This is a genomic window from Citrobacter sp. Cpo148 (assembly GCF_030332375.1).
Lineage (GTDB): Bacteria > Pseudomonadota > Gammaproteobacteria > Enterobacterales > Enterobacteriaceae > Citrobacter > Citrobacter portucalensis.
The window spans coordinates 173251-198199 of sequence record NZ_JAOWHY010000043.1 but is presented as its reverse complement, the minus strand read 5'-3'; the positions used below and the strand labels follow the sequence as shown (position 1 = coordinate 198199).

The window sequence follows — 24949 nt, the reverse complement described above, 5'->3', positions numbered from 1 at the left end:
TGCTGTGACAGTGGTCGTCCACACATTCCATGACATCAACCTGAAGAATTCAGGGGTTCTGATACTGCTCAACCTCAAGCCATTCACACAGGCCGTACGCTTTGCCATAACTCATAAAACGTTCGCTGAACAAATAAGGCTCCGCATTTGACGATTCCACAGTACGTATATCTGCGTAATCAGGGTGCGTTTCCATGGCCGTTAGCGCCGCTGTAATTTGTTGGGACTCGAAGCTGTACGGCGGCTGCGTCAACATGGCGACCTTATAGGGGCGAGGATACGTTCGACCGTCGAAGCGTACCGCCTCGGCAATCGCACGGCAGATGTCGTTTTCAACCACCTGCACGCACATGTTGGCGTAGTTTGCCGTCATGGTTTGCGTTGAGTAGAAATAGGCATCTTCCGCACCCTGCACACGGGTGATATCCGCGTTAATTGCGTCCTGACATAGCGTATCCAGCAGCGCGGAGAGATCGGCTTCAGGGACCGAATACGGTGGCTGCAGAAATACGCTGCGCGCCACCAGGTGCCCCGATGCCGAATGCTGGCGGATAAAATCTGCCACAATCGACTCCGGGCTGGCGGCTTCCTGAACCTGCGACGCAGTCACCCGCTCGACCGGCGGGTGAAACGCCTGTAGCCAGTGTCTCTTTTGGCTATCAACCTCGTCAGGAAGCGCCTCAACGGGTGCCTGAACGTTGCTCACGTTAGTCATCTCGCGTTCCTTACGCTGGCAACAGATCCTGCGCAGCCAAATCGGCCGCCACGTCTTCAAGTCCGAGTCGGTTCAGGGTTTCACGCGTTGGGCAACCCAACTCGGGATCCCAGCCCATTTCCTGGTAGAACATCGTCAGTGACTGACGCATATCCTCCCTGTCCATCTTGTCGGTGCCTTCGGTGAAGACCGGAATTTTCGGGTCTTTATCAAACACCCAGGAGCAGATGAGATCGTGTTCATTACGCATATCTTTGGTTTGCATCAGTTTGACCGTATAGGCTCGATGCAGGGTAAAGATGCGTTCAGCGGCCAGGTCCAGACTCGCCTGCGTGGTTTCATCACCGGTGACTGCCTGGAAGAATTTCGCTTCCAGATCCAAATCTCCGCGATAGTTGCGGCTCTTAAGTGGTGATACCGTCATCGGCCAAACCCAGTTACACAGCGTAACCGCGTTATGCAGGCAGACTTTCAGCAGCGTCCACTTGGCATATTTGATCTTGGCGGCATTGATCGGGGTGTAATTCTTGGTCTCGTCGTAGGCGTCCTGCGACCCAAATAACTCTCCCGCCACTTCGCGCTGTAATTTCAGCGGCAAACCGGAACCGATGAAGTTGATATGGGTGTGCGCCATACAGTCACGGTTAAACATACAGTTGGTGATCGCCCCCACCTGCGCCGAGGCTTCGTTTGCATGATGGACCGGAAAACCAAACGGCGACCACAGTTTATTTTTGGCATAACCCCAGTACTCTTCGCCCAAATCCCAGCGTTCAGCAATGGCATACGAGCCGTCCGCAAGATGACTGAGTTCCCCCACGCGATGCGCCAGTCGATAGTAAAAATCTTTGATAAAGTTAGGATCGCCCGCCTCCAGTTGATCCCAACGGATCTCCGCGTACTCTTCGGCTGGCAGCACGCGTTTAAAGACGCCTTTCGAATAGCAGTAGGTAAAGTCACGGTGCAGCTGGCCGTAGTTACACCAGATACCGTAATCGTCAAACAGGTTCAGTCCGATCAGGTTCCCTACGACTCGCCCATCGTCTTTATCGTCAAAATCTTTCGGGCCATTGGGGAAAATGGTGGTGTGAACAAAGTTCGCCACGCAGGTGTTGCCGCCGGTACTCGGCACGCCAAAATCCTTCACCCGCGGGACATTGAGCTGCGACATACAACGAATAGGGCATGAATGGCAGCCGCTCATTTTGACCGTGTATTTTTCTGCGGCTGGACCCAGATCGAACACCGATTTATAGGTACGGAAACCCACTGTATTTTGGTTGCCCGGCGGGATTTCACCGGTTTCGATTGGCCCCCCTTCTGCCGCGCCCCAGAAAAGTCCCTTACGGGCTGTCCAGCGCGAGTTTGGCGAAGAGTATTCTGCCCATGCCTGCGGGGTGCTTGGCACAACGTGGTTGTTGTTGGCGCCGATAAGCTCGGTCATCATGTAGTCATTGAGCCGCTTCATCTCTTTACGATCGGCAATGTTGACGCCTTTAGTCCCTTCTACCGCAATGGCCTTCAGGTTTTTCGAACCCATCACCGCACCCGTACCGGCGCCGCCACTGTGGTTGCGGCTGTTGATCATGCAGGACAGTGGCACCAGATTCTCACCCGCCTGCCCAATAGCGGCAACGCAGGTTTCCGGGCTGGTAATCCGACAAATCTCTTCGGTTGTGGCGCGAGTCCCCTTGCCCCACAAGAAATCGGCTTTTTCGATGCTGACTTTATCGTCTTTGATGTTGATCCAGACCGGTGATGCAGACTTGCCTTCAATAATAATGGCGTCGTAACCGGCGAATTTCATTTGTGCAGCAAAGAAACCGCCCATATGGGCATCTACGACTAAGTTACCTTTGGTAAACGTCGATAAGGAGGTGATATTGACGCGGGAGCTACAGGGAGCGCCAGACCCCGTCAATGGTCCGGTGGCAAAAACCAGTTTATTCCCTTCATCAAAAGGCATGGTGCCTGGCGGGACTTCGTCGTACATAATTTTATAACCAAAGCCCATCCCACCGACAAATTTTTTAAATTTACTGGAATCTTCAAGGGTGATATTACCCGTGGTGAGATTGACCCGTAAAATATTACCTGTCCAACCATTAGCCATCATGTTTTCCTTTGCAAGAAGGTTTAATAGATATACCCGCCATTCTTCAGGCAGTTTTTTATCCAAAACTGCAGTATTTTTGGCAATTAATGGCGCGAATCAGGTATGCCTGTTATCTATCAAACAGTAATATCTTTCCACTCGATAATTTTTAATGCTCCAGTCGGACAAGCATTGGCGCATTCCCCGCATAACACACATTTTGAGGACTTTTTCGTTTCGGTATTTACGGTCGCCATCATCCACGGGCAGGCTGTGGTACACGCGCTACAGCCAATACAGCGTTTGTGGTCCACCGCAATACAACCGTCTTCCTGTTTCCAGGTAATTGCACCAATTGGGCAGACCTTCATGCACTGCGGATCTTTGCATTGACGGCAGGTATCAGCGGTATAGTTTAAATCACCGTACAGCCCGCCACCGGACCCGACGCCATCATCGCCAAAGAAGAAATTGCGATGGATTTTTATCCGGGAAAAGAAGGTCCCTACGGCACCATCGTTATAATTGGTACAGGAAATTTCACAGCGGTGACAGCCCGTACAGCGGGCTCGCTGGGTCACCAGAACCCCTTTCGGCGTATTGATAAGCCCCACGGTCCCACTATCGACATCTTCCTGCTTACAACCAAATAGGGATAACAGCGCGGGGGCAATCGTTAATCCCGCCAGTCCTTTCCCTGATATCCGCAGGAATTCTAGTCGCGTTAAACCACAATCTAAAAATGGACGATCAACCTGGTTCATTTATTTCGCATCCTCTTCGCAAATGCTGTGGTAGCAACACATCCAGGCTAATTTAAACCAGCGCAGCTCAAGCCATATCGGGCGGTTAATGTTGCCAACAACACGTAAATTTTTGCCCTAACCTGATCGCGTAAATGACGGTGGTTAAACTGAATGAATCTAATCCTTTAGGGTTAGGCGCAGAAATAATGTGATTATTCAGCATACATAGTCTTGATCGTCATCAATTAAAAAACGGAAGGGATATAATTAATGCGGAGTGAGATTTATTATCATTAAGAAATGGAGTGAAATAGCAGCCCATTTAAATTACAAATATTTGTGAACCCTCTCCCAAATATAATATTGCACGGCTACCGATATATAAATAAATACATATCGCTTTATAGTTCTCTACAACCAATTATTAACGGAGATAAATTATATAGATTGATAGATTAACGTATCGAGAATAAGAGGACGGCAAAAAATTTCTGCGGTCCTCTTTTTATGAATTAACCAGCCAATGCCTTAATTACGGTCTCAATAGCCTGTTTTTCTAACTCACTGCGCTTCACGCGCTGGTTAGCAAGGGTGGTTCTCAGTACTCCCGCAATGACGATATGCTTAGGTTCTTGTCCCAGATCGCGCATTTCCAGCACTACTTTACCGACTACTCTGCACATTTCACGGTACAACTCGTCGTCTTTCGTCTGATTTCCCATTTTTGCCCGCTCGTCATTAACTCAAACCAACAGCATATATCACTCTGAGGATTTAGACAAAATTCAATGAAAATCAAATAAATGTCATCATTCTACTGAACTCTCTGAAGTCGATTAACGAGCTCAGCAAGACTTCCTGCCTGCATTTTTTCCATCACCCGCGCCCGGTGCACTTCAACCGTACGCACGGCAATATTCATGGCATCAGCAATTTCCCGATTCATTAACCCTTTTGCTACCAGATGCGCCAGTTCCCGTTCTTTTGGCGTAAGTTGTTGGTAGCATGAGATGATCTCTTGTCGCGAGAACGCCGCTGCCGAGACCTGCAAGGCATGTTCTAATGCCGCCTGAAGCGGCACGGCTGACACGGGTTTTTGCAAAAAATCGACCGCGCCACGTTTCATTTGCTCAACCGCCATCGGCACGTCGCCGTGCCCGGTGAGAAAGACCACCGCCAGCGTACTTGCTTTCTGACGCATGATTTCATGCACAGCGTGCCCATCCAGTACCGGCATACGCATATCCAGCAGTAGTACGCCCACCTGGTGCAAATTTGCCTCGGCGAGGAATTTCTCGCCTTGCTCCCAGCAAGACACTTCATATCCCAGACTTTCCAATAAAAACGCACAGGCCTGGGTAACGGCAATGTCGTCATCCAGCAGATGAATTATCGCCACTACGGCCTCCTTCCTGATTTGGCTTAAAATACAATGTCACTCTCGCCCCCGCTTTACCGTCCGGGGCCTGCTGATTTTTGATCTCAATATCTCCGTTTGCGTAGCGCACCAGTCGCTGACAAATGGCCAGTCCTAGTCCCATACCTTCTTTGCGGGTGGTCATAAACGGCTGAAACGCCTGATACAACTGAGCCTCGTCAATACCTCCGGCATTATCCTGCACCTGAATACGCACGCCGCCATCCTTATGCAGGGCGCTAAACCATACCGTCGTAGCACCTGCCTGGGCGGCATTGAGTACCAGATTAGCCAGCACCTGCTCAAGAAGAACGCTTGGCAGCATCAACGTTAACGCCTTACTAACCTGCGTGTGCAGCGTTATCGCCGGGAATTGCTGGGGCATACGCAGTAATTGCCAGACGTGATGGATAGCATCGTGAACGTTGATGGCTTGCCAGTCATCGGTGAGTACCGGATTGCCCTGTGCCTGGCTGACCCACTGCCGGAGATTGCGCAGCGTATCGGCTCCTCGTTGTGCCTGGGCGTCTATGTGCTCAAGCGCGGGCAGCAACGGATGCTGCTCATCCTGACCACGCAGGCGAATTAGACAGCCTTGGGCATAATGACGGATAGCAGACAACGGCTGATTGAGTTCATGGGCAAAACCGGAGGTCATCTCCCCCAGCACGCTCATTTGGCGGGCAGTCTCCAGCGCCTGTTCCTGTTTGTGCAACAACACGTTGTTCCGCTCCAGCTGCCTGCCACGTCGGCGAACCAACAGCATCACCCAGATGTAATTGAGCGTAAGCAACAGCAATACGATGACCACGCCCCCCATCGCCAGTCGGTGTTGAATAAACCAGCTTTTGACATCCAGCCACAGCTGACGCTGCTGCGGATGCTGTCGGACGTCGCGCAGCAACGCTTCTACTTCACGGGTCGAGGCGGGCGCACCCCAGCGAAACGTCGCGTTTTGCGGTGCATTGAACAGTACCCGCGTGACGCGATCGGCCAGCTCGTCACTCACTGCAGGTAGTGCGGCAAATGACCAGTCCGGATAGAGCGGCGTACTGGTTAAACAGGGAATTGAAGTCGGATGATTCAACACGGTCATAAAATCGGTTTTACGGATGAGGCCTTCTTCATCCATTTTTTCCAGCAGGCACACCGGCACGATCACCGCCTGCACGGCTTTTTCACGTAATAAATAGAGTAAGGCATCGGCGGGAAATCCGGTGAACGTCAGACGCAAATCGCGCTCCGGGCGCAGACCGGCATCACTGAGCGCTTTATATCCCAGCAAATAGCCGCCAAACGCCTGAGCATCAATGGCGCCAACCGTTTTGCCGATCAGATCGTGTGCGGAGGTTAACCCACTGTCGCGCCTGACGAGAATGGCGCTGCCAATCACGTTACTGGTGGCTTTCCCACCACGGGTGGAGCGTAACGACGCCAGCCAGCGTAGCGCTGAGCGGCTGTTAAGCTGTACAAACTGCGCCGGATTGGTGACCACAAAGTGTACCGTTCCACGATTCACCGCCTCCTGCATCTGCCGCAGGTCCAGCGGTTGAATATGAAACTGCTCACCGGGGATTTGCTGATTCAACAAGGTTTCCAGCGGCTGCCAGTGATTACGTGTAGAAACCTCCCCGCGCATCGCCAAAACGCCAATGTTCCATGTCTGCGCCCTGACCGCGCCGCTTAGCATCCACAGCGACGCCAGCACCGTCAGACATCTTACTACGTTGCGTCCCACTCAATTATCCCTGTCAATTATGTTGTTTTAGATCAACAACAAGCCGGGTATGTGGTTAACCACAATAGAGTATACCCCGTCACGATTTTTACACTGTAAATCATTGAGATTCTTTATTCATCACACGCAAATCAACGGCGTGACCAATGTTTCGTTGTTGCATCGTGACGGGAGAAAATATGGACAGCAGTAAACGGCAGTTTCTCCAGCAACTGGGCGTCCTGACCGCTGGCGCATCACTGGTTCCGCTGGCTCAGGCGCAATTTCCCTTTTCGCCTGAACCCCACGAAGGCTCACAACAGCATCGCTACGCCATGCTGGTTGACCTGCGACGCTGTATCGGCTGCCAGGCCTGTACCGTCAGTTGCGCCATTGAAAACCAGACGCCACAGGGCGAATTTCGTACCCTCGTCAACCAGTATCAAGTACAGATTGAAGGCCAGCAAAGCGTTACCAACGTCCTGCTGCCGCGACTGTGCAACCATTGTGATAATCCCCCTTGCGTGCCCGTTTGCCCGGTACAAGCCACTTTCCAACGAGAAGACGGCATTGTGGTGGTCGACAACACACGCTGCGTGGGCTGCGCCTATTGCGTGCAGGCCTGCCCTTATGATGCACGATTCATCAACCATGAAACGCAAACCGCCGATAAATGTACCTTTTGCGTTCACCGCCTAGAAGCGGGGCTGCTCCCGGCCTGTGTGGAATCCTGCGTCGGCGGCGCGCGCATCATTGGCGATATTAAAGATCCGCACAGCCGCATTTCACAAATGCTGCATGAACACCATGACGCCATCAAAGTCCTGAAGCCGGAAAGCGGTACGTCTCCTCACGTGTTCTATCTGGGACTGGATGAGGCGTTTGTCACCCCATTGATGGGACGAGCTCAACCCGCTCTCTGGCAGGAGGTTTAAATGAACCATTCACTGATTATCGACGAGGTTCTGGCCCATCCTCAAGACGTAAGCTGGTTACCCTGGGCCGTACAATATTTCTTTTTCATCGGCATTGCCGCCTGCGCCGCGCTATTCGCCTGCGTTCTTCACTGGCGCAAAAAAGAAACGGCAGACCTGGAGAATCTGACGCTGTTAATCGCCCTGACCTGCGCGATTACCGCGCCACTGGCGCTGACCGCTGATCTACACCAAACCGCCCGCGTCTGGCATTTCTATGCGTATCCGACGCCATGGTCCTGGATGCCGTGGGGCGCGCTGTTTTTACCGCTGTTTACCGGTTTTTTAGGTCTGTGGTTTCTGGCGCAGCATGTGAAACGGCTAACGCTAAAAAGTTACAGCGTCACAAAATGGTTAGCACTTGGTAGCGCGCTGTCCGCCATCGGATTGCTGGTTTACACCGGCCGTGAAGTGTCGGTGGTACAAGCGCGTCCCATTTGGTTCAGCTACGCCTATCCGGTTGCGATGTTCCTCAGCGCGCTGCAAACATTTCTTGCCCTGCTTATTGCCACGACAAATAGCAAGGACGCACTACCGCGTAAGCTAGCGTGGGGGCAAATGGTCACGTTGATTGCGCTTGCTATCGTGGTGGCGATCTGGGCGAGTGGTAATACGCTTTCCGGTTCGGCTATCCGTCAGTGGCTGGATGTTGCTTCTTCAGCACAACACTACGCTATCGGTTGGGTTGCGCTATGGCTTGTTTCGCTTGCTCTTTGCGGGTTGGTTGTACGTTACCCCTTGTCGCTACCGCTGCGCATATTACTCGCTTTTAGCGCTATGGCGCTGTGCTGGCTAATGCGCTGGACGTTACTCATCCAGGTGCAGACCGTACCGAAATTTAACGCGCAGTTTAATCCCTATACCCTGCCCGGCGGCACCGATGGCTGGCTGGCTATTGTGGGTACCTTCGGCCTGTGGATAGCACTGATTATTATTTTTCGTGAAGCCCTGAACGCGATCGCAAGGAGAATGCAACATGGCTAATTTAACCCGTCGTCAGTGGCTTAAAGTGGGCCTTGCCATAGGTGGCATGGTGACTTTTGGCCTGAGTTATCGGGATGTGGCAAAGCGCGCGATAGACGGTATGTTGGACGGAACCTCGGGCAAAATTACCCGTGACCGCATTTTTGCCAACGCGCTCATCCCAGAAGCCAACGCCCGGCCTCACTGGCAGCAAAACCCGCAGCAGGTGATCTCGATGACGCAGTGCTTTGGTTGCTGGACGCAGTGTGGTGTACGGGTTCGCGTTGACACTGAGCAAGGCAAAGTGCTGCGCATTGCTGGCAACCCTTATCATCCGTTGTCGCACGAGCACCATATAGACGCCTCTGTCCCCTTTGCCACGGCAATGGAACAGTTGACCGGGGAGTCAGGTCTTGACGCACGTTCTACCGCCTGCGCCCGTGGTGCAACCTTACTCGAAGGTCTGTACAGCCCGCTACGTATTCTGGAGCCTATGAAGCGCGTCGGTAAACGCGGTGAAGGAAAATGGCAGCGCATCAGCTTCGAACAGCTGATCAAAGAGGTGGTGGAAGGTGGCGATTTGTTTGGTGAAGGCCACGTTGATGGTCTGAGAGCCATCCACGATCCCACTACACCGCTTGATGCGAAACATCCCGGCTTTGGCCCAAAATCCAATCAACTGCTGGTCACCAATACCAGCGATGAAGGACGTGATACCTTTTTACGTCGCTTCGCACTGAACAGTTTCGGCAGTAAAAACTTCGGCGCTCATGGCGCTTACTGTGGTCTGGCCTATCGGGCCGGTTCCGGCGCGTTAATGGGCGATCTGGATAAAAATACCCACGTGAAACCCGACTGGGATAACGTCGAATTCGCGCTGTTTATGGGCACCTCTCCGGCGCAATCCGGCAACCCGTTTAAGCGCCAGGCCCGCCAGCTGGCCAGCGCCCGTTTACGTGACGACTTCCGCTATGTTGTGGTGGCGCCAGCCCTGCCATTAACCACGGTGCTGGCTGACGATCGCGGCCACTGGCAACCCGTACGACCGGGAAGCGACTCCGCGCTGGCTATGGGAATGATAAGCTGGATTATCGATAAACAACGCTATAACGCTGATTATCTCGCCATTCCCGGTGTACAGGCCATGCAGCAGGCTGGAGAAAAAAGCTGGACTAACGCTACGCATCTGGTGATTACCGATGAAATTCCAACGCTTGCCGGACAGCACCTGACCCTCGCCCATCTGAGTGCAAACGCAGCCCAGGAGCCGGTGGTCGTCAACGAGGCCGGTGAGATTGTCGCCGCCAGCAGTTGCCCGCGCGCTCAGCTGTTTGTTACCCGTGAAGTGACGCTGGCCGACGGGCAGACAGTAACAGTAAAAAGCAGCTTCCAGTGTCTGCGTGAGTCCGCAGAAAAACTATCGCTAACGCAGTACAGCCAGCAGTGTGGGGTGTCAGAAGCAGACATTGCCGCTCTGGCCGACGCATTCACCCGCCACGGGCGTAAAGCGGCAGTGATCACACACGGCGGTATGATGGCAGGTAATGGATTTTATAACGCCTGGTCGGTGATGATGCTCAATGCGCTGATTGGCAACCTTAGTCTTGAAGGCGGCGTGTTCGTCGGCGGCGGCAAATTTAATGGCGCCACCGACGGTCCGCGCTACAACATGGACAGCTTCGCCGGGAAGGTAAAACCGAAAGGGTTAAGCATCGCGCGCAGTAAAACCGCTTATGAGTCTTCGGAAGAGTACCGCAATAAGGTGGCTGCCGGGCAATCGCCCTTCCCGGCTAAAGCGCCGTGGTATCCGTTTGTCGCCGGTCAGCTTACCGAACTCCTCGTCTCGGCGCTTGAAGGTTACCCTTATCCGCTGAAAGCCTGGATCTCCAACATGACCAACCCGTTTTACGGCATTGCGGGGTTACGCGGAGTGGCGGAAGAAAAGCTCAAGGATCCTGCTCGTCTGCCGCTGTTTATTGCCATTGACGCCTTTATGAACGAAACCACGGCGCTGGCAGATTACATCGTGCCGGATACCCACAACTTCGAAAGCTGGGGATTCAGCGCTCCGTGGGCGGGCGTGGCCAGCAAAGCCACCACCGCGCGTTGGCCAGTTGTCAGATCGGCGACCAGCCTCACGGCTGACGGCCAACCGGCCTCGATGGAGTCTTTCTGTATTGCAGTGGCAAAGCGCATCGGGCTACCTGGATTCGGCGACAATGCAATTACCGATCCGCAAGGTAATCACTATCCGTTAAACCGTGCGGAAGATTACTACCTGCGTCTCGCGGCCAATATTGCGTTTATGGGCAAAGCTCCGGTTGCTGAGGCACAGCCGGAAGACATAGCGCTGACCGGGGTCCAGCGGATCATGCCTGTGATGACCCAAACGTTGAAAACCGATGAAATCAGCCGAGTGGCGTTTATCTACTCCCGCGGCGGGCGCTTTGCGCCGGACAACAGCGGGCGAGTTGATAACCGCGTCGGCAATGCCTGGGAAAAACCGCTCCAAATCTGGAATGCGAACGTCGCCGCGCACCGCCATGCGATTACCGGCGAGCGCTACAGCGGCTGCCCGGCCTGGTATCCTTCACGTCTGTCAGATGGACGTGCGGTCGAGGAGTTGTTCCCGGAACAAGAGTGGCCGTTGAAACTGATTTCCTTTAAATCCAATACCATGTCCAGCGCCACGGCGGTTATCCCACGCCTTCATCATCTGAAGCCGGTTAATCTGGTGGCGCTCAATCCACAGGATGGTCAGCGGTATGGTTTAGCACACGGCGATATCGTGCGTATCACCACCCCCGGTGGTCAGGCGCAAGCGCAGATAAGCCTGCTGCATGGCGTCATGCCGGGTGTTATCGCCATCGAGCATGGTTACGGGCATAAAGAAATGGGCGCGGCACGGCATACCCTCGACGGTGAGCCGATGGCGTTTGATGAGCAGATTAAGTCGGGGATTAATCTCAACGAGTTGGGTTTTGCGGACCCAACCCGACAGGTAACCAATACCTGGCTTGACTGGGTGTCGGGTGCGTCGGTGCGTCAGGGGTTGCCAGCGAGAATTGAGCGAGTGTAGCTCTGGTGCCGTATGGCATAGCGAACGCGTTTTACCCGGCCTACAGGACGTCGTAGGCCGGATAAAGCACTGCCGCCACCCGGCAAAAAGCAGATTAGTTGTTTACCGGGATCACCGCACCTTTATATTTAGTACGGATCCAGTCCTGGATCTCTTTTGAATGCAGGACATCAACCAGCGCTACGATATCCTTTTTCTTCTCGTCGCCACGATGCACGGTAATGATGTTGGCATACGGGTTGTTTTCACCACTTTCAACAGCAATAGGATCTTTCACTGGATCCAGCCCGGCGTCGATGGCGTAGTTGGCGTTAATCACCACCGCATCGCCTTCGTCGTTGTTATACATCTGCGGTAACAGCGCGGCTTCCACGTTTGGCAGGAACTTCAGCTTTTTCGGGTTTTCGACGATATCGCTAATGCGCGCAGTTACTTTATCCACGCCCGGCTTCAGCTTGATCACCCCCTCTTTTTCGAAAATCGACAGAATACGGCCTTCCTCAGATACCGCGTCACGCATGATGACTTTGCCGCCTTCCGGCAGATCTTTAAGTGATTTCACTTTTTTCGAATAGATACCAATCGGCTCAATGTGAATCGCTCCGGCGCTGACGAAGTCATACGTTTTATCGCCTGCATGGTCTTTAATCACGCTGTTCAGGTACGGAATATGCTGGAAGTAGTTGGCGTCAATCTCACGGCCAGCCAGCGCAGTGTTCGGCAGAATGTAATCCTGGAACGGTTTAATCTCCAGATCGATCCCCTGCTTCGCCAGAATCGGTTTGGCCTGTTCAAGGATCTCCGCATGCGGCACGTTAGACGCGCCAACGGTCAGAGTATCAGCCCAGGAGGCAAAGCTCAGGGCGCTTAAGGTTGCTGCGGCGAGTAACGTCAGTGATTTTTTCATGATTATGGTTTCCGTATTTTATTAGCGTTTATCTAACAGAGAGGTGATCACATCGCCGCAAAGCTGGATGATGAAGACAATGAGCAAAATCGTCACCGTCGCCACCAGCGTGACGTCGCTGTGGTTGCGCTGGAATCCTTCCAGATAGGCCAAATTCCCTAAACCACCGGCACCAATTACCCCTGCCATCGCGCTGTAGCTCACCAGCGCAATTAGCGTCACGGTGATCCCGGACACCAGAGCAGGAGATGATTCCGGCAGTAAAACTCGAAAAATAAGTGTGCTCAGTCGTGCGCCCATTGAACGCGTCGCTTCAATAACGCCTTTATCCACTTCACGCAGAGCGATTTCGACCAGACGCGCATAAAACGGCGCTGCCCCCACGATCAGCGCAGGCAACGCGGCATTGGCGCCGAGAATGGTGCCTACCATCGCTTTGGTAAACGGGATCAGCAGCACGATCAAAATGATGAATGGGATCGAACGAAAGATATTCACCACCAGCGAAATAGCGCTATATACCGCGCGATTAGGGAACAATCCGCCGCGCGCGGTCAGGAACAATGCCAGACCAAGCGCGATGCCCAGAATAAAGGTCGCCGCCCCCGAAAGAGCTGTCATATACAGCGTTTCCTGGGTTGCCGCTAACAATTGATCCCACTTCAGATGGGGAAACAGTTCTTCAGCCATGTTGAATCACCTCGCCTTCAATGTCGCTCTGGCGCAGGTCGGCCAAAATATTGTTCAATTGTTCCTCAGAGGCCACCACGTGCACCCAGAGTTGCCCAAACACGCCGTGTGCGGTTTGCGTCATCTTGCCGTGCAAGATGTTGAACGGCAGGCCATAGCGCAGGGTCAATTCCCCAACCACAGGCCGATGGGTACGTTGCCCGGTAAAGGTTAATTTGATAACCACCCCACCCAACTCTCTTGCCAGCTGCGGATTAAACTCGTCTTCTTCGGTGTACTGGCTTACCTGACGAACAAATTGTCGGGTAATAGGCTGCTGAGGATGGGTAAAGACGCTGAGCACATCACCTTCCTCAACGACCTTGCCGTTTTCCATTACCGCGACGCGGTCACAGATTTTGCGTACCACGTGCATTTCATGAGTGATCAGCACAATGGTCAATTTGAAACGACGGTTAATATCGAGGAGTAAATCGAGGATCTGATCGGTAGTTTGCGGATCCAGCGCCGAGGTGGCTTCGTCACACAGCAGGACATCTGGATTGTTCGCCAGCGCGCGAGCAATTCCTACACGCTGTTTTTGCCCACCGCTGAGCTGGGAAGGATACGCATTTTCACGACCGCTCAGCCCAACCAGCGTAATCAGTTCAGCAACCCGCGTTTTGATGGACGCTTTGGACGCACCGGCGATTTGCATAGAGAACGCAATGTTTTCGCTAACGGTCCGCGACCACAGCAAATTGAAGTGTTGAAACACCATGCTGATTTTCAGTCGCGCCTGGCGTAACGATTCCCCACTGGCGGCCGAGATATCGTGGCCGTTAATCGTCACGCTGCCGGAGGTCGGTTTTTCGAGACCATTGAGCAAACGAATTAAGGTGCTTTTACCTGCCCCGCTGTAACCAATAATGCCGTAAATCTGCCCCTGTTCAACCGTCAGGTTGACGTTATCGACAGCGGTGATGGCAAGCCTGCCTGGCGTAAACACTTTCGAAATATTTTTCAGGACAATCATGTCGTTTGGGTATCCGCTGCTGCTTATTGTTCTTCTGCTAGCGCTTTTAGCTGTTTAGCAGTATGGATGTCCAAACGAGTGTAATCAGTGGAATTGGCTTTTAAAATGAATTAAAACGCATTTGATATAACTTTTAGGAATATAGTACTACATCGACGTCAACGGCATAAAACGTAGTCATCGAGATGTTAAATGCAGTTTGTTGCGCAACAAATCGCAACGCCCGATAACCTCTTTATCCATACCGATGAACAAATTAATGAATAATTTTTGTAAAACTGCACAGAAGTGTTTTGAAACGCTGTTTCCATTTTCCTTTTTGATAATTTTCAGCGTATAATGCGCGCCAATTGTCTCTTGAATGGTTTCAGCACATTGACCTGTAAAACTCAACGACTACAGAACTCACCATCCCGTTGGGCTGAAACACAAGCACACATTCCTCTGCACGCTTTTTCGATGTCACCTATCCTTAGAGCGAGGCATCACAACTTTCGTAACTCAGGTTTAGCTTCCCATCCGTGCGCGATGGGAGCCAGATTTCCATATCCTTCTCAACTTAAAGACTAAGACTGTCATGAAAAAGACGAAAATTGTTTGCACCATCGGTCCGAAAACCGAATCCGAAGAGATGTTAACCAAAATGCTGGACGCGGGCATGAACGTCATGCGTCTGAACTTCTCCCACGGCGACTACGCAGAACACGGTCAGCGCATCAAGAACTTGCGCAACGTCATGAGCAAAACCGGCAAAAAAGCCGCAATCCTGCTCGACACCAAAGGTCCTGAAATCCGTACCATCAAACTGGAAGGCGGTAATGACGTTTCCCTGAAAGCGGGCCAGACCTTCACCTTCACCACCGACAAATCTGTCGTAGGCAACAACGAAATCGTTGCTGTAACTTACGAAGGCTTCACTAAAGATCTGTCCGTCGGCAACACCGTTCTGGTTGATGATGGTCTGATCGGCATGGAAGTTACCTCTATCGAAGGTAACAAAGTTATCTGTAAAGTGCTGAACAACGGCGACCTGGGCGAAAACAAAGGCGTTAACCTGCCGGGCGTTTCCATCGCGCTGCCAGCACTGGCTGAAAAAGACAAACAAGACCTGATCTTCGGTTGCGAGCAAGGCGTTGACTTCGTTGCAGCGTCCTTTATCCGTAAACGTTCTGACGTCGTTGAAATCCGTGAGCACCTGAAAGCGCACGGCGGCGAAAACATCCAGATCATCTCCAAAATCGAAAACCAGGAGGGCCTGAACAACTTCGACGAAATCCTCGAAGCGTCTGACGGCATCATGGTTGCGCGTGGCGATATGGGCGTTGAGATCCCGGTTGAAGAAGTTATCTTCGCGCAGAAGATGATCATCGAAAAATGTATCCGTGCACGTAAAGTCGTTATCACTGCGACCCAGATGCTGGACTCCATGATCAAAAACCCGCGTCCGACCCGCGCTGAAGCCGGTGACGTAGCGAACGCCATCCTCGACGGTACCGACGCAGTAATGCTGTCTGGCGAGTCTGCAAAAGGTAAATACCCGCTGGAAGCCGTTACCATCATGGCGACCATCTGTGAGCGTACTGACCGTGTGATGACCAGCCGTCTGGACTTCAACAACGACAGCCGCAAACTGCGCATCACCGAAGCCGTTTGCCGTGGCGCGGTTGAAACTGCTGAAAAACTGGACGCGCCGCTGATCGTCGTCGCAACCCAGGGTGGTAAATCCGCTCGCGCAGTACGTAAATACTTCCCGGATGCCACCATCCTGGCGCTGACCACCAACGAAACTACCGCGCGTCAGCTGGTGCTGAGCAAAGGCGTTGTTGCACAGGTGGTTAAAGAAATCAGCTCTACCGATGATTTCTATCGTCTGGGTAAAGAAGTCGCTCTGGAAAGCGGTCTGGCTCAAAAAGGTGACGTTGTGGTTATGGTTTCTGGTGCACTGGTTCCGAGCGGCACCACCAACACCGCATCCGTTCACGTGCTGTAATAATTCCATCGCGAATTAATTTGCTAAAAAAAGCGCCCTGGTGGCGCTTTTTTTATTTTATCGATAGCCACAATTAATAAAAAATCAAATCGGATTTCACTATCTAATCCGTGATTATCTAAGATGAATCCGATGGAAGCTTTCTGTTTTCACTCGGGTTTTTAGCCGTTTTTGCACAATTCGATGCTTCTTTGAGCGAACGATCAAAAATAAGTGCATTCCCATCAAAAAAATATTCTCAACATAAAAAAGTTTGTGTAATACTTGTAACGCTACATGGAGATTAACTCAATCTAGAGGGTATTAATAATGAATCGTACTAAACTGGTACTGGGCGCGGTAATCCTGGGTTCTACTCTGCTGGCAGGTTGCTCCAGCAACGCTAAAATCGATCAGCTGTCTTCTGACGTTCAGACTCTGAACGCTAAAGTTGACCAGCTGAGCAACGACGTGAACGCAATGCGTTCCGACGTTCAGGCTGCTAAAGATGACGCAGCTCGCGCTAACCAGCGTCTGGACAACGCAGCTACTAAATACCGCAAGTAATAGTATCTGTGTAATAAAAATGGCGCACATTGTGCGCCATTTTTTTGCTCTGAATTCCCCTTCCCTGTTATTGCGTAGCGCGCACCTCAGCATCTCCTCCCGGCACGCCATTTTGCGCAGACTTCACTTCTGGCCCATTGCTCGCGACCGATGCTTGCCCGGCAGTGACGGTGACTGGATAACCTGCGCGACGATACAACGCCCTTTCCACCAGACTGTTATCAACCGCTTTATTATCTTTAAACTGGGTGAAACCGGCTGGCAGCACATACGGCATGGTCTGGACGTTTTGTTCCTCTTCCGGCGACAGCGGTCGATGCACTTCGACATACCTCATGCCGTTCGGCTCAATCGAATATTTTATCGGCTCATTAATCACCTTGACCGGCGTGCCTGTGCGGACCTGAGCAAACAGTGCTTTAATGTCCGGCGCGTTCATGCGAATACAACCAGAACTCACACGCAGGCCCACGCTGTCCGGCGCGCTGGTGCCATGGATCAGATACTCACCGTTTCCATGCGCCAGACGCAGTGCAAAGCGTCCTAACGGGTTATTTGGCCCGGCAGGTACAACAGGCGGTAATGTGATGCCGCGCTCCAGAGAGCGTTTACGGATGCCTGGTGTAGGGGTCCAGGTAGGATTCGGGATTTTCTGCCCAACCCGGGTTTCCATTACCGGCGTTTCCAGCCCCTGCAAACCGATACCAATTGGGAATACCTGAACAATATTCTCTCCTGGCGGGAAGTAATACAGACGCAGTTCCGCCAGATTCACAATAATGCCTTCGCGTGGTGCATCCGGCAGCAGTAATTGTGAGGGAATAGTAATCAGGGTTCCGGGTTTAGGTACGGGGGCAATAGTATTGTTGGCTTCAAGGATCAGCATGGCAGCGGTATCAAACTTACGGGCTATCGCCTGTAGGTTTTTATCGCCTTCCTGCACGGTGTAGGTTTGGTTTTGCCCAACAAGGCGGCTGTTCGCCTGGGGCAAAGGATAATCGACCGCCCATGCGGCCTGAATAGCGCTGTAAGCGCCGATTAGCATTAACGTAATAACAGACGCGCGTTTCATACTCACTCACCCCCCTGGCGTTCTTGCCGGACGGCGGCGAGCGCCCAATCCGGCTTACGAGTCACTGCGTTGCCTTACACGAACGCTTTCAAGTCGGTCTGAAAGTTAACGTGTTTTATCAGTTTAGCTAAGAGTTGCGGCTTTGGCGCGAATAGCCCGAATCATCGCCTCCAGCCCTTGTGAACGAGACGGTGTGAGGTGCTGTGCGAGCGCCATTTTTTCAAACCACGGACGCACATCAAAATTCACAATATCCTGGGCCGTCATGCGATCATACAAAATGAATACCACGGCAATAAGTCCTTTCACAATTGCCGCATCACTGTCGCCCTGTAATTCAATAATCCCTTCGCCATTCTGGTTCATAACAATCCATACCTGACTTTGACATCCCTGGATGCTATTTTCCGGGCAGCGTAAGTCGTCGTTTAATTCCGGCAAACGCTGACCCAGTTCAATAATGTACAGGTATTTCTCTTCCCAATTAGCGCAACGCAGAAAATTACGCAACAACTTTTCTTTATCCGGTAGCGCAGCCATAACGCCTCCCTGTTAGCCCAGTAAATGATGAATACGCTTGAGGCCCGTTACCAGGCGATCCACTTCTTCATGGGTGTTGTACATTGCAATCGACGCCCGACACATAGCAGGAACGTTATAGTAGGCCATCAGCGGCATTGCGCAGTGATGCCCCGTCCGCACGGCTATTCCATAGTTATCAAGAAAACTGCCGACGTCAAAGGCGTGATGTTTACCAAGGTTAAATGCAATCACACCCAGGCGGTTATCCGGTCCGTAGAGTGTCAAATCCGGCACATCCGCCAGCTGCTCCAACGCATAGCGCATCATGAACTGTTCATATTCGCTGATTTCAGTAAGCCCCAGTGCTGAAACATACTCAATAGCCGCGCCGAGTCCGATAATACCTCCGGTGTTTGGCGTTCCGGCTTCAAAACGCCAGGGGGCTTTGGCCCACGTTGTTCCCTGACTCAAACTCACCGTCGCAATCATTGAACCACCGCCTTCCCAGGGTGGCATCTCCTGCAACAGCGACTCTCTGGCATACAGAACGCCAATACCGGTTGGTCCATAAAGTTTATGCCCGGAGAAAACATAAAAATCGCAATCCAGTGCCTGGACATCCACCTGATGATGCATCACCGCCTGCGCGCCATCCACCAACACTTTTGCGCCGTATTGATGCGCCAGCTCAATCATTTCCGATAACGGGTTCTCGGTACCCAACACGTTAGAAACGTGGGTAATCGCCAGCAGTTGCGTACGATCGTCAAACAGCGTCGGCAGCGTCTCCAGCTGCAACGTACCATCGGCATTGAGCGGAATAACGCGCAGCTCTGCCCCTACGCGGGCACACAGCATCTGCCAGGGCACAATATTGGCGTGGTGCTCCATTTCGCTGATGATAATGTTATCGCCCGCTCGCACATTGCTGCTGCCCCAGCTGTTCGCCACCAGATTGATGCCTTCCGTCGTACCACGAACAAACACCAGCTCTTCCGCTGAGCGGGCGTTAATAAACAACGAGGCAAGCTTGCGCACATTTTCCATTTTTTCCGTGGCCTGGGCGCTCAGCGTATGAATACCGCGGTGGACCGCCGCATAGCCGTGACGATAAAACTCGGCCTCGGCATCAATCACCTGATTGGGTTTTTGCGCGCTGGCAGCGCTGTCCAGATACGCCAACGGTAAACCGTTCACTTCACGCGTCAGGACCGGAAAGTCAGCCCGTACTTTTTCAATGGGAAATGTCATGCTGCGCCTCCCGGCAAGCGTTGGGCGATCCGCGCCAGTACCTGTTGTTTCAGCGTTTCATCGCCCAGGGCTTCCGTCAGCTCAGCGGCAAACGCATAGAGAATCATGTGTTGAGCATCCTGCTGGCCGATCCCTCGCGAACGCAGATAGAACATCTGCTCGTCGTCGATCCGTCCTACCGTCGCCCCGTGGCTGCATTTCACATCGTCGGCGTAAATTTCGAGCTGTGGCTTGGTATCCACCTCCGCCAGCTTTCCGAGCAACAAATTATTGTTGGTCATCTGACCGTCGGTTTTGATGGCGTGCTGGGCGACGTTGATCAGACCATTGAAGACCGCTCGTCCCTTATCGCTGACAATCGTTTTATGCAGCTGGCGACTGTTGCAATACCCTTTGTTGTGCTCAAGCCAGGTCCGTGTATCACAGACTTCATTTTTCACCGGCATCGCCAGACTGTTCAGCCGAAGCGTGGTGTTTTCACCGTTAAGCTGCGTACTGGTGTTATGGCGCAATACCGCATCACCAAGCAAGAAACTGTGGCTAACGGCAGTAGCATCCGCGCCCAATTGAATGTCATTATGCGCGAAGTGGTGACTAAACGGATTTTCGAACGCCAGTTTGATATGGCGCAAATGGGCGTTTGCCGCGACGTTCATCGTTAAGCGTGCGCCGGTGAAATGGCGACGCTCGCTGAGGCTGGCATAGTGTTCAATGACGGTGGCTTCTGCGCCTTCCGCTAGCTCCAGATGGTGGCGATAGTGCGCCGTATTCACCTCATCACCCGCCAGCCCCTGGGTTATGTGCAGCAGCAGCAGCGGTTTCGCGGGGCGCTGGTTACGCTTCACCTGAATGTGCGTTACGCTACGGGACAGGCTTTCGGTAAGGTGCAAAAACACTTCCGGTTGGATAGCCGCTGGCAGCGCCTGGCGCGCATCGTCAATGGTAATGTCAAAACCGCTACCGTCTGTACTGTCGCTGAGCGTCGGAGAGAATTGCCCGTCAACAAACACCAGTCGTACAGCATCAATTGTCGGCGACAACGCTGCACATTGGGCTGACGTTATCTCAGCGACATGACTGACAAACTGGCTGTTGGTTAATCCCTCCAGCGGCGTGTATTTCCAGTCCTCATGCTTCCGCGTTGGCAGCCCCAGACGCAGCATCTGTTGCAAGTGCTGCTGCGCATGGTGTGAGCGTGTCTCCCCTTGCGTCTCAAACAGATGATGCCACTGTTGCAGCACGTTACTGCTGTTCGCTAAGCCAGCCATAACCTTGCTCCTCCAGTTGTTTGACCAGCGTAAAATCGCCGGACTTCACAATTCGCCCCTGGTAGAGAACGTGAACAAAATCGGGTTTGATATAGTCCAGGATGCGCTGATAGTGAGTGACGATAATGAATGAGCGTTTCCCGTCACGCAGCGAGTTCACGCCATCCGCAACGATTTTCAGCGCATCAATATCCAGCCCGGAGTCTGACTCATCAAGAATGCACAACTGAGGCTCCAGCACGGCCATTTGCAGAATGTCATTACGTTTTTTCTCACCGCCGGAGAAACCGACGTTTACCGAGCGCGTGAGCAAATCCTCCGGCATCTTCAGCAGCGCTATTTTCTCTTCCATCAGATCCTGGAAGTCGAATCGATCCAGCGACTCTTCGCCACGGTAACTTCGCACCGCATTCAGCGCCGTTTGCAGGAAAAACTGGTTACTGACGCCAGGGATTTCCACCGGATACTGGAATGCCATAAAGATCCCTTCACCGGCCCGGTCTTCCGGCGACAGTTCCAGTAAATCTTTGCCGTTGAACTCTACCGTCCCGCCAGTGACGTCGTAGTCTTCCCGCCCAGCAAGAGTTGCAGAAAGCGTACTTTTCCCCGAACCGTTTGGTCCCATAATGGCGTGAACTTCTCCGGGGCGAACCTCAAGGCTCAACCCACGCAGGATCGCCTTATCTTCCACACTGACCTGTAAATCTTTGATGCTTAACATGTGCTTTCCTTAAAATTTAACCGACGCTGTGCTCAAGACTTATGGCGAGAAGTTTTTGCGCTTCCACGGCAAACTCCAGCGGCAGTTCAGAGAACACGTCTTTACAGAAACCATTCACGATCATCGAAATGGCATCCTCTTCACTGATGCCGCGCTGCAGGCAGTAAAACAACTGGTCTTCACCAATACGCGACGTGGTGGCTTCATGTTCAAGCTGGGCGCTATTGTTACGACACTCCACATACGGGAAGGTGTGTGCCCCACAATCCGCACCGATCAACATCGAGTCGCATTGGGTATAGTTGCGGGCATTAGTAGCGGTCGGCATGATTTTCACTAAGCCGCGATAACTGTTCTGACTGTGTCCGGCGGAGATCCCTTTCGAGATAATGGTCGATTTGGTGTTTTTGCCAATGTGGATCATTTTGGTGCCGGTATCGGCCTGCTGATGTCCACTGGTCAGCGCGACGGAGTAGAATTCGCCGATCGAGTTGTCGCCACGCAAAATGCAGCTTGGGTATTTCCAGGTAATGGCCGAGCCGGTTTCCGACTGCGTCCACGACATTTTGCTGTTTTCGCCTTCGCAGAGTGCGCGCTTGGTGACGAAATTCAAAATACCGCCCGTATTGCCATCGCCGGGAAACCAGTTTTGCACCGTGGAGTATTTCACTTCGGCATCTTTGTGGATAATGACTTCCACCACCGCCGCGTGTAGTTGGTAACTGTCGCGCACCGGGGCTGAACAGCCTTCGATATAGCTGACGTAGCTGCCCTCATCCGCAACCAGAATGGTGCGTTCAAACTGCCCGGTTTTTTCCGCATTGATACGGAAATAGGTCGACAGCTCCATTGGGCAACGTACGCCTTTCGGTACATAAATAAACGTGCCGTCAGATGCCACCGCCGCATTCAGCGCGGCAAAGAAATTGTCATTGCCGGGGACAACCGTGCCCAGGTACTGTTTTACCAGCTCAGGATGATCGTGAATGGCCTCACCGAACGAACAGAAAATAATGCCCTGTTCCGCCAGTTTGTCGCGATAGGTGGTCGCTACCGATACCGAGTCGAAAATGGCATCAACCGCAACTTCTTTGCCTTCACGTACCGGCACGCCAAGCTGTTCGAATGCGTCCTCAACCTCTTTGCTTAAAAATGCATTCGCGCCCGTTTGCTGTACCGCTCCCGGTTCAGACGCACAGGTTTCATCGCAGTTACCGCAGGAAGGTGCGGAGTAATAGCTGTACTCCTGATAATTCAGTTTGTCGTAATGCGCTTTAAGCCAGTGTGGTTCTTCCATGGTCAGCCACGCTTTAAAGGCATTCAGGCGAAATTCCAGCATCCAGTCGGGTTCATTTCGTTTTGCCGAAATCGCGCGCACGACATCTTCATTGATCCCTTTTGCCAGCTCATCGGTTTGCAGTTGGGTGAAGAAGCCCTCTTTGTAATTAAGGTGCCCGCCAGCCCAGGTGTTGACATCGTCAGTTGCTTCAGTATTACGAGACATAGTACCGCCTATACCCCAAAACTTTCGCCACAGCCGCATTCGTTCTGGGCTTTCGGGTTATGAAATTTAAATAACTGGTTTAATCCTTCGCGAACGAAATCGACTTCTGTGCCGTCAATGAACGGCATCGCCTGCAACGGCACATAAAGTCTGGCGCCCTCCGTTTCAAACAGCAGATCGTCTTTTTCGGGTTGGCGGACGGTATCCAGCACGTAACCGAATCCCGCGCACCCTGTTTGCTTCACACCTAAACGCACACCCAACATGTCAGGTTGCTTTGCCACCAGTTCACGGATATGCGCCGCAGCCGCTGGCGTTAACGTCAGTCCACGCCAGGCAAAATCTTCCGGGTTAAATGTTCCTGAATGCAATTCCATAGAGTTACCTCGAGTCACTAGCTTTTAAGCTATAACACCATGTTAGTGATAATGATTATCACTTCAACCCCTCAACAGCAGGGGCATTCGGGTTAATCGCCCTTTCTGACTACTTTTACTAAGCATAGACCCTGCAGCGAGGGTTTACAGGGATGGATTATTTTGTTCAATGCATTGATTAATAATGGATTATGAAAATCCAATCGTTCAGTCAGGTCAAATGACAAAAGATGTATAGAAAATGTCTATTTAAAGGATAGGTGGGGATGAAGGTAGGGAAAAACAATTCAAATAATAAACAAACAACGAAAAACCCTTAAGTCTGCTTGCTGGCAGGCTTAAGGGTTCCGGCCCCATCCGGCGCTTATCTCCGGCACTCATATTGGCTTAGCTCTTGAAGGGGCGATAAGAAGAATCTCATACACCGATTAGTTTTTTTTAACACTAATTGCGGTTTGACTATTTTATAAACGCGTTCAATCACATATTTAACGCTGCCTCACTGAGCGTGTCCAGCAGCAGGCGTAGCCCTGCGGGTTGATGTTCACGTGAAAGGTACAAACCATAAATCGGCAGGCATTTAGGTTGAAGTTCTGGCAGTAATCGAATTAGCTTTCCCTGTTCCAGCCCTTCCTGCGCCTCCAGCTCTGGCACCAACGCGATCCCCATTCCGGCCACCGCCGACTCGCAGAGCAGCGAAGAGATCCCTGCACTCAAATTCCCTTTGATTGCAACGGAGACAGGCTGCCCCTGTGGATCCAAAAAGTGCCAGGATTGTCCGGCAAAACCGCTGTAGTACAGGCAATTGTGCCGTGTGAGATCGTCGATTGTCTCAGGCGTGCCATGTTGATGCAGATAATCTGCAGACGCGCAAAGCACCGATTTACAGTCGCCCAACCGACGGGCAATAGTCCCTGGCTCTGGATTATCCGTTATGCGGATCGCCACATCGATGCGTTCCCCCACAAGGCTTACCGGTTGATTATTGATCTCCACCTCAATACGTAATTGCGGATATTGCGCCATAAACGTCGGCAGAACCGGAGCAAGAATATGCATCGCGGTAAAATGGGCGCAGGCTACACGTAGCGTGCCGGAGGGAATTTGCGCGGCACTGGCGGCACCAATATCCAGCGAAAGTTGCGCCAGAGAACGTGTTTTCACTAATGCATCTTCACCCGCTGGCGTGATCGTCAAGCGACGCGATGAGCGATGGATAAGCCTTGCGCCTGCCCATTTTTCCATCTCGTCGAGATAACGACTGACCATCGGACGGGAAAGCCCCAACGCACGCGCGGCTGCGCTCAGGCTACCCAAATCACAGATATGGTTGAATACCGTTGCCGCCATCACTCTGTCCATTGTTCCCATCCGATCGTT

Annotated in this window: 23 protein-coding genes; 6 read left to right on the top strand and 17 right to left on the bottom strand. The window is 52.4% G+C overall.

Annotated features, from left to right (window positions below; genetic code table 11):
- Positions 1-49: 49 nt before the first annotated feature.
- From OGY10_RS10860 to ttrS, 6 genes are all read right to left on the bottom strand, one after another.
- Positions 50-715, bottom strand: a complete 666-nt coding sequence (locus OGY10_RS10860; protein ID WP_286576744.1) for a YdhW family putative oxidoreductase system protein — start codon at positions 713-715, stop codon at positions 50-52.
- A gap of 10 nt (positions 716-725) precedes the next feature.
- A complete protein-coding gene (locus tag OGY10_RS10855; RefSeq protein WP_003832676.1) occupies positions 726-2828 on the bottom strand; it encodes an aldehyde ferredoxin oxidoreductase in 2103 nt (700 codons plus the stop codon).
- Positions 2829-2947: 119 nt separating this feature from the next.
- The gene (locus tag OGY10_RS10850; RefSeq protein ID WP_003029338.1) at positions 2948-3574 is read right to left on the bottom strand and encodes a ferredoxin-like protein; all 627 of its coding nucleotides are present in this window, start codon (positions 3572-3574) and stop codon (positions 2948-2950) included.
- 494 nt (positions 3575-4068) lie between these two features.
- Entirely contained in the window at positions 4069-4278 is a 210-nt protein-coding gene (gene fumD / locus OGY10_RS10845; protein ID WP_003029345.1) for a fumarate hydratase FumD, read from the bottom strand.
- A 92-nt stretch (positions 4279-4370) separates the two neighbouring features.
- Entirely contained in the window at positions 4371-4955 is a 585-nt protein-coding gene (gene ttrR / locus OGY10_RS10840) for a tetrathionate respiration response regulator TtrR (protein WP_008784617.1), read from the bottom strand.
- Positions 4930-6663: a tetrathionate respiration histidine kinase TtrS gene (ttrS, locus tag OGY10_RS10835; protein WP_080950116.1), complete on the bottom strand. Its 1734-nt coding sequence runs from the start codon at positions 6661-6663 to the stop codon at positions 4930-4932. The genes ttrR and ttrS overlap by 26 nt, the downstream gene beginning before the upstream one ends.
- A 227-nt stretch (positions 6664-6890) precedes the next feature.
- Here ttrS and ttrB point away from each other — a divergent pair, with 227 nt between their 5' ends.
- The 3 genes from ttrB to ttrA are packed head-to-tail and all read left to right on the top strand — an operon-like array spanning position 6891 to position 11706.
- Complete coding sequence (ttrB, locus tag OGY10_RS10830) at positions 6891-7625, top strand: tetrathionate reductase subunit TtrB (RefSeq protein WP_048235478.1); 735 nt, start codon at positions 6891-6893, stop codon at positions 7623-7625.
- Positions 7626-8648, top strand: a complete 1023-nt coding sequence (gene ttrC / locus OGY10_RS10825) for a tetrathionate reductase subunit TtrC (protein ID WP_191226081.1) — start codon at positions 7626-7628, stop codon at positions 8646-8648.
- A complete protein-coding gene (gene ttrA, locus OGY10_RS10820; RefSeq protein WP_191226082.1) occupies positions 8641-11706 on the top strand; it encodes a tetrathionate reductase subunit TtrA in 3066 nt (1021 codons plus the stop codon). Before ttrC ends, ttrA begins: the two co-directional genes overlap by 8 nt.
- A 94-nt stretch (positions 11707-11800) precedes the next feature.
- On the opposite strand, the gene OGY10_RS10815 is transcribed toward ttrA, so the two are convergent.
- Genes OGY10_RS10815 through OGY10_RS10805 form a run of 3 tightly spaced genes read right to left on the bottom strand, consistent with a single transcriptional unit; the run spans position 11801 to position 14318 of the window.
- A complete protein-coding gene (locus OGY10_RS10815; RefSeq protein ID WP_003029358.1) occupies positions 11801-12613 on the bottom strand; it encodes a MetQ/NlpA family ABC transporter substrate-binding protein in 813 nt (270 codons plus the stop codon).
- 21 nt (positions 12614-12634) lie between these two features.
- The gene (locus OGY10_RS10810; protein ID WP_048214308.1) at positions 12635-13303 is read right to left on the bottom strand and encodes a methionine ABC transporter permease; all 669 of its coding nucleotides are present in this window, start codon (positions 13301-13303) and stop codon (positions 12635-12637) included.
- Complete coding sequence (locus tag OGY10_RS10805; RefSeq protein ID WP_060682285.1) at positions 13296-14318, bottom strand: methionine ABC transporter ATP-binding protein; 1023 nt, start codon at positions 14316-14318, stop codon at positions 13296-13298. The genes OGY10_RS10810 and OGY10_RS10805 overlap by 8 nt, the downstream gene beginning before the upstream one ends.
- A 375-nt stretch (positions 14319-14693) precedes the next feature.
- On the opposite strand from OGY10_RS10805, the gene ynhH reads away from it, so the two are divergent.
- The 3 genes from ynhH to lpp all read left to right on the top strand — a co-directional run bounded on the left by ynhH (position 14694) and on the right by lpp (position 16854).
- On the top strand, positions 14694-14888 hold the full coding sequence (gene ynhH, locus OGY10_RS10800) for a protein YnhH (protein WP_244293978.1): 195 nt from the start codon (positions 14694-14696) through the stop codon (positions 14886-14888).
- Positions 14889-14895: 7 nt separating this feature from the next.
- Complete coding sequence (pykF, locus tag OGY10_RS10795; protein WP_008784611.1) at positions 14896-16308, top strand: pyruvate kinase PykF; 1413 nt, start codon at positions 14896-14898, stop codon at positions 16306-16308.
- Positions 16309-16617: 309 nt separating this feature from the next.
- Entirely contained in the window at positions 16618-16854 is a 237-nt protein-coding gene (gene lpp / locus OGY10_RS10790) for a murein lipoprotein Lpp (protein ID WP_003029373.1), read from the top strand.
- A gap of 67 nt (positions 16855-16921) precedes the next feature.
- Here the strand turns inward: lpp and ldtE are convergent, their stop codons facing one another.
- The 8 genes from ldtE to OGY10_RS10750 all read right to left on the bottom strand — a co-directional run bounded on the left by ldtE (position 16922) and on the right by OGY10_RS10750 (position 24931).
- Entirely contained in the window at positions 16922-17926 is a 1005-nt protein-coding gene (gene ldtE / locus OGY10_RS10785) for a L,D-transpeptidase LdtE (protein WP_008784610.1), read from the bottom strand.
- Between the two features lie 123 nt (positions 17927-18049).
- Positions 18050-18466: a cysteine desulfuration protein SufE gene (gene sufE, locus OGY10_RS10780; RefSeq protein WP_003832654.1), complete on the bottom strand. Its 417-nt coding sequence runs from the start codon at positions 18464-18466 to the stop codon at positions 18050-18052.
- Between the two features lie 12 nt (positions 18467-18478).
- Complete coding sequence (gene sufS / locus OGY10_RS10775; RefSeq protein ID WP_008784609.1) at positions 18479-19699, bottom strand: cysteine desulfurase SufS; 1221 nt, start codon at positions 19697-19699, stop codon at positions 18479-18481.
- Positions 19696-20967 carry a Fe-S cluster assembly protein SufD gene (gene sufD / locus OGY10_RS10770; protein ID WP_032943209.1) on the bottom strand — a complete coding sequence of 424 codons (1272 nt, stop codon included), beginning with the start codon at positions 20965-20967 and terminating at the stop codon, positions 19696-19698. The genes sufS and sufD overlap by 4 nt, the downstream gene beginning before the upstream one ends.
- Positions 20942-21688, bottom strand: a complete 747-nt coding sequence (sufC, locus tag OGY10_RS10765; protein WP_003832649.1) for a Fe-S cluster assembly ATPase SufC — start codon at positions 21686-21688, stop codon at positions 20942-20944. Before sufC ends, sufD begins: the two co-directional genes overlap by 26 nt.
- A gap of 16 nt (positions 21689-21704) precedes the next feature.
- The gene (gene sufB, locus OGY10_RS10760) at positions 21705-23192 is read right to left on the bottom strand and encodes a Fe-S cluster assembly protein SufB (protein ID WP_020996440.1); all 1488 of its coding nucleotides are present in this window, start codon (positions 23190-23192) and stop codon (positions 21705-21707) included.
- Between the two features lie 8 nt (positions 23193-23200).
- Positions 23201-23569 (bottom strand): Fe-S cluster assembly scaffold SufA, encoded by a 369-nt coding sequence (gene sufA, locus OGY10_RS10755; protein WP_032943201.1) that lies wholly within the window; start codon positions 23567-23569, stop codon positions 23201-23203.
- Between the two features lie 480 nt (positions 23570-24049).
- On the bottom strand, positions 24050-24931 hold the full coding sequence (locus OGY10_RS10750; protein WP_191226083.1) for a LysR family transcriptional regulator: 882 nt from the start codon (positions 24929-24931) through the stop codon (positions 24050-24052).
- Positions 24932-24949: the final 18 nt, after the last annotated feature.

Excerpts from the sequence above, each read along its gene's own strand:
- sufA (WP_032943201.1), bottom strand. The coding sequence starts at position 23,569 with ATGGAATTGCATTCAGGAACATTTAACCCGGAAGATTTTGCCTGGCGT.
- OGY10_RS10860 (WP_286576744.1), bottom strand. The coding sequence starts at position 715 with ATGACTAACGTGAGCAACGTTCAGGCACCCGTTGAGGCGCTTCCTGAC.
- OGY10_RS10810 (WP_048214308.1), bottom strand. The coding sequence starts at position 13,303 with ATGGCTGAAGAACTGTTTCCCCATCTGAAGTGGGATCAATTGTTAGCG.
- pykF (WP_008784611.1), top strand. The coding sequence starts at position 14,896 with ATGAAAAAGACGAAAATTGTTTGCACCATCGGTCCGAAAACCGAATCC.
- OGY10_RS10850 (WP_003029338.1), bottom strand. The coding sequence starts at position 3,574 with ATGAACCAGGTTGATCGTCCATTTTTAGATTGTGGTTTAACGCGACTA.
- sufD (WP_032943209.1), bottom strand. The coding sequence starts at position 20,967 with ATGGCTGGCTTAGCGAACAGCAGTAACGTGCTGCAACAGTGGCATCAT.
- ttrA (WP_191226082.1), top strand. The coding sequence starts at position 8,641 with ATGGCTAATTTAACCCGTCGTCAGTGGCTTAAAGTGGGCCTTGCCATA.
- OGY10_RS10815 (WP_003029358.1), bottom strand. The coding sequence starts at position 12,613 with ATGAAAAAATCACTGACGTTACTCGCCGCAGCAACCTTAAGCGCCCTG.
- OGY10_RS10805 (WP_060682285.1), bottom strand. The coding sequence starts at position 14,318 with ATGATTGTCCTGAAAAATATTTCGAAAGTGTTTACGCCAGGCAGGCTT.
- ttrS (WP_080950116.1), bottom strand. The coding sequence starts at position 6,663 with ATGCTAAGCGGCGCGGTCAGGGCGCAGACATGGAACATTGGCGTTTTG.
- fumD (WP_003029345.1), bottom strand. The coding sequence starts at position 4,278 with ATGGGAAATCAGACGAAAGACGACGAGTTGTACCGTGAAATGTGCAGA.
- sufC (WP_003832649.1), bottom strand. The coding sequence starts at position 21,688 with ATGTTAAGCATCAAAGATTTACAGGTCAGTGTGGAAGATAAGGCGATC.
- sufE (WP_003832654.1), bottom strand. The coding sequence starts at position 18,466 with ATGGCTGCGCTACCGGATAAAGAAAAGTTGTTGCGTAATTTTCTGCGT.
- ttrB (WP_048235478.1), top strand. The coding sequence starts at position 6,891 with ATGGACAGCAGTAAACGGCAGTTTCTCCAGCAACTGGGCGTCCTGACC.
- sufS (WP_008784609.1), bottom strand. The coding sequence starts at position 19,699 with ATGACATTTCCCATTGAAAAAGTACGGGCTGACTTTCCGGTCCTGACG.
- sufB (WP_020996440.1), bottom strand. The coding sequence starts at position 23,192 with ATGTCTCGTAATACTGAAGCAACTGACGATGTCAACACCTGGGCTGGC.
- lpp (WP_003029373.1), top strand. The coding sequence starts at position 16,618 with ATGAATCGTACTAAACTGGTACTGGGCGCGGTAATCCTGGGTTCTACT.
- ldtE (WP_008784610.1), bottom strand. The coding sequence starts at position 17,926 with ATGAAACGCGCGTCTGTTATTACGTTAATGCTAATCGGCGCTTACAGC.
- OGY10_RS10750 (WP_191226083.1), bottom strand. The coding sequence starts at position 24,931 with ATGGACAGAGTGATGGCGGCAACGGTATTCAACCATATCTGTGATTTG.
- OGY10_RS10855 (WP_003832676.1), bottom strand. The coding sequence starts at position 2,828 with ATGGCTAATGGTTGGACAGGTAATATTTTACGGGTCAATCTCACCACG.
- ttrC (WP_191226081.1), top strand. The coding sequence starts at position 7,626 with ATGAACCATTCACTGATTATCGACGAGGTTCTGGCCCATCCTCAAGAC.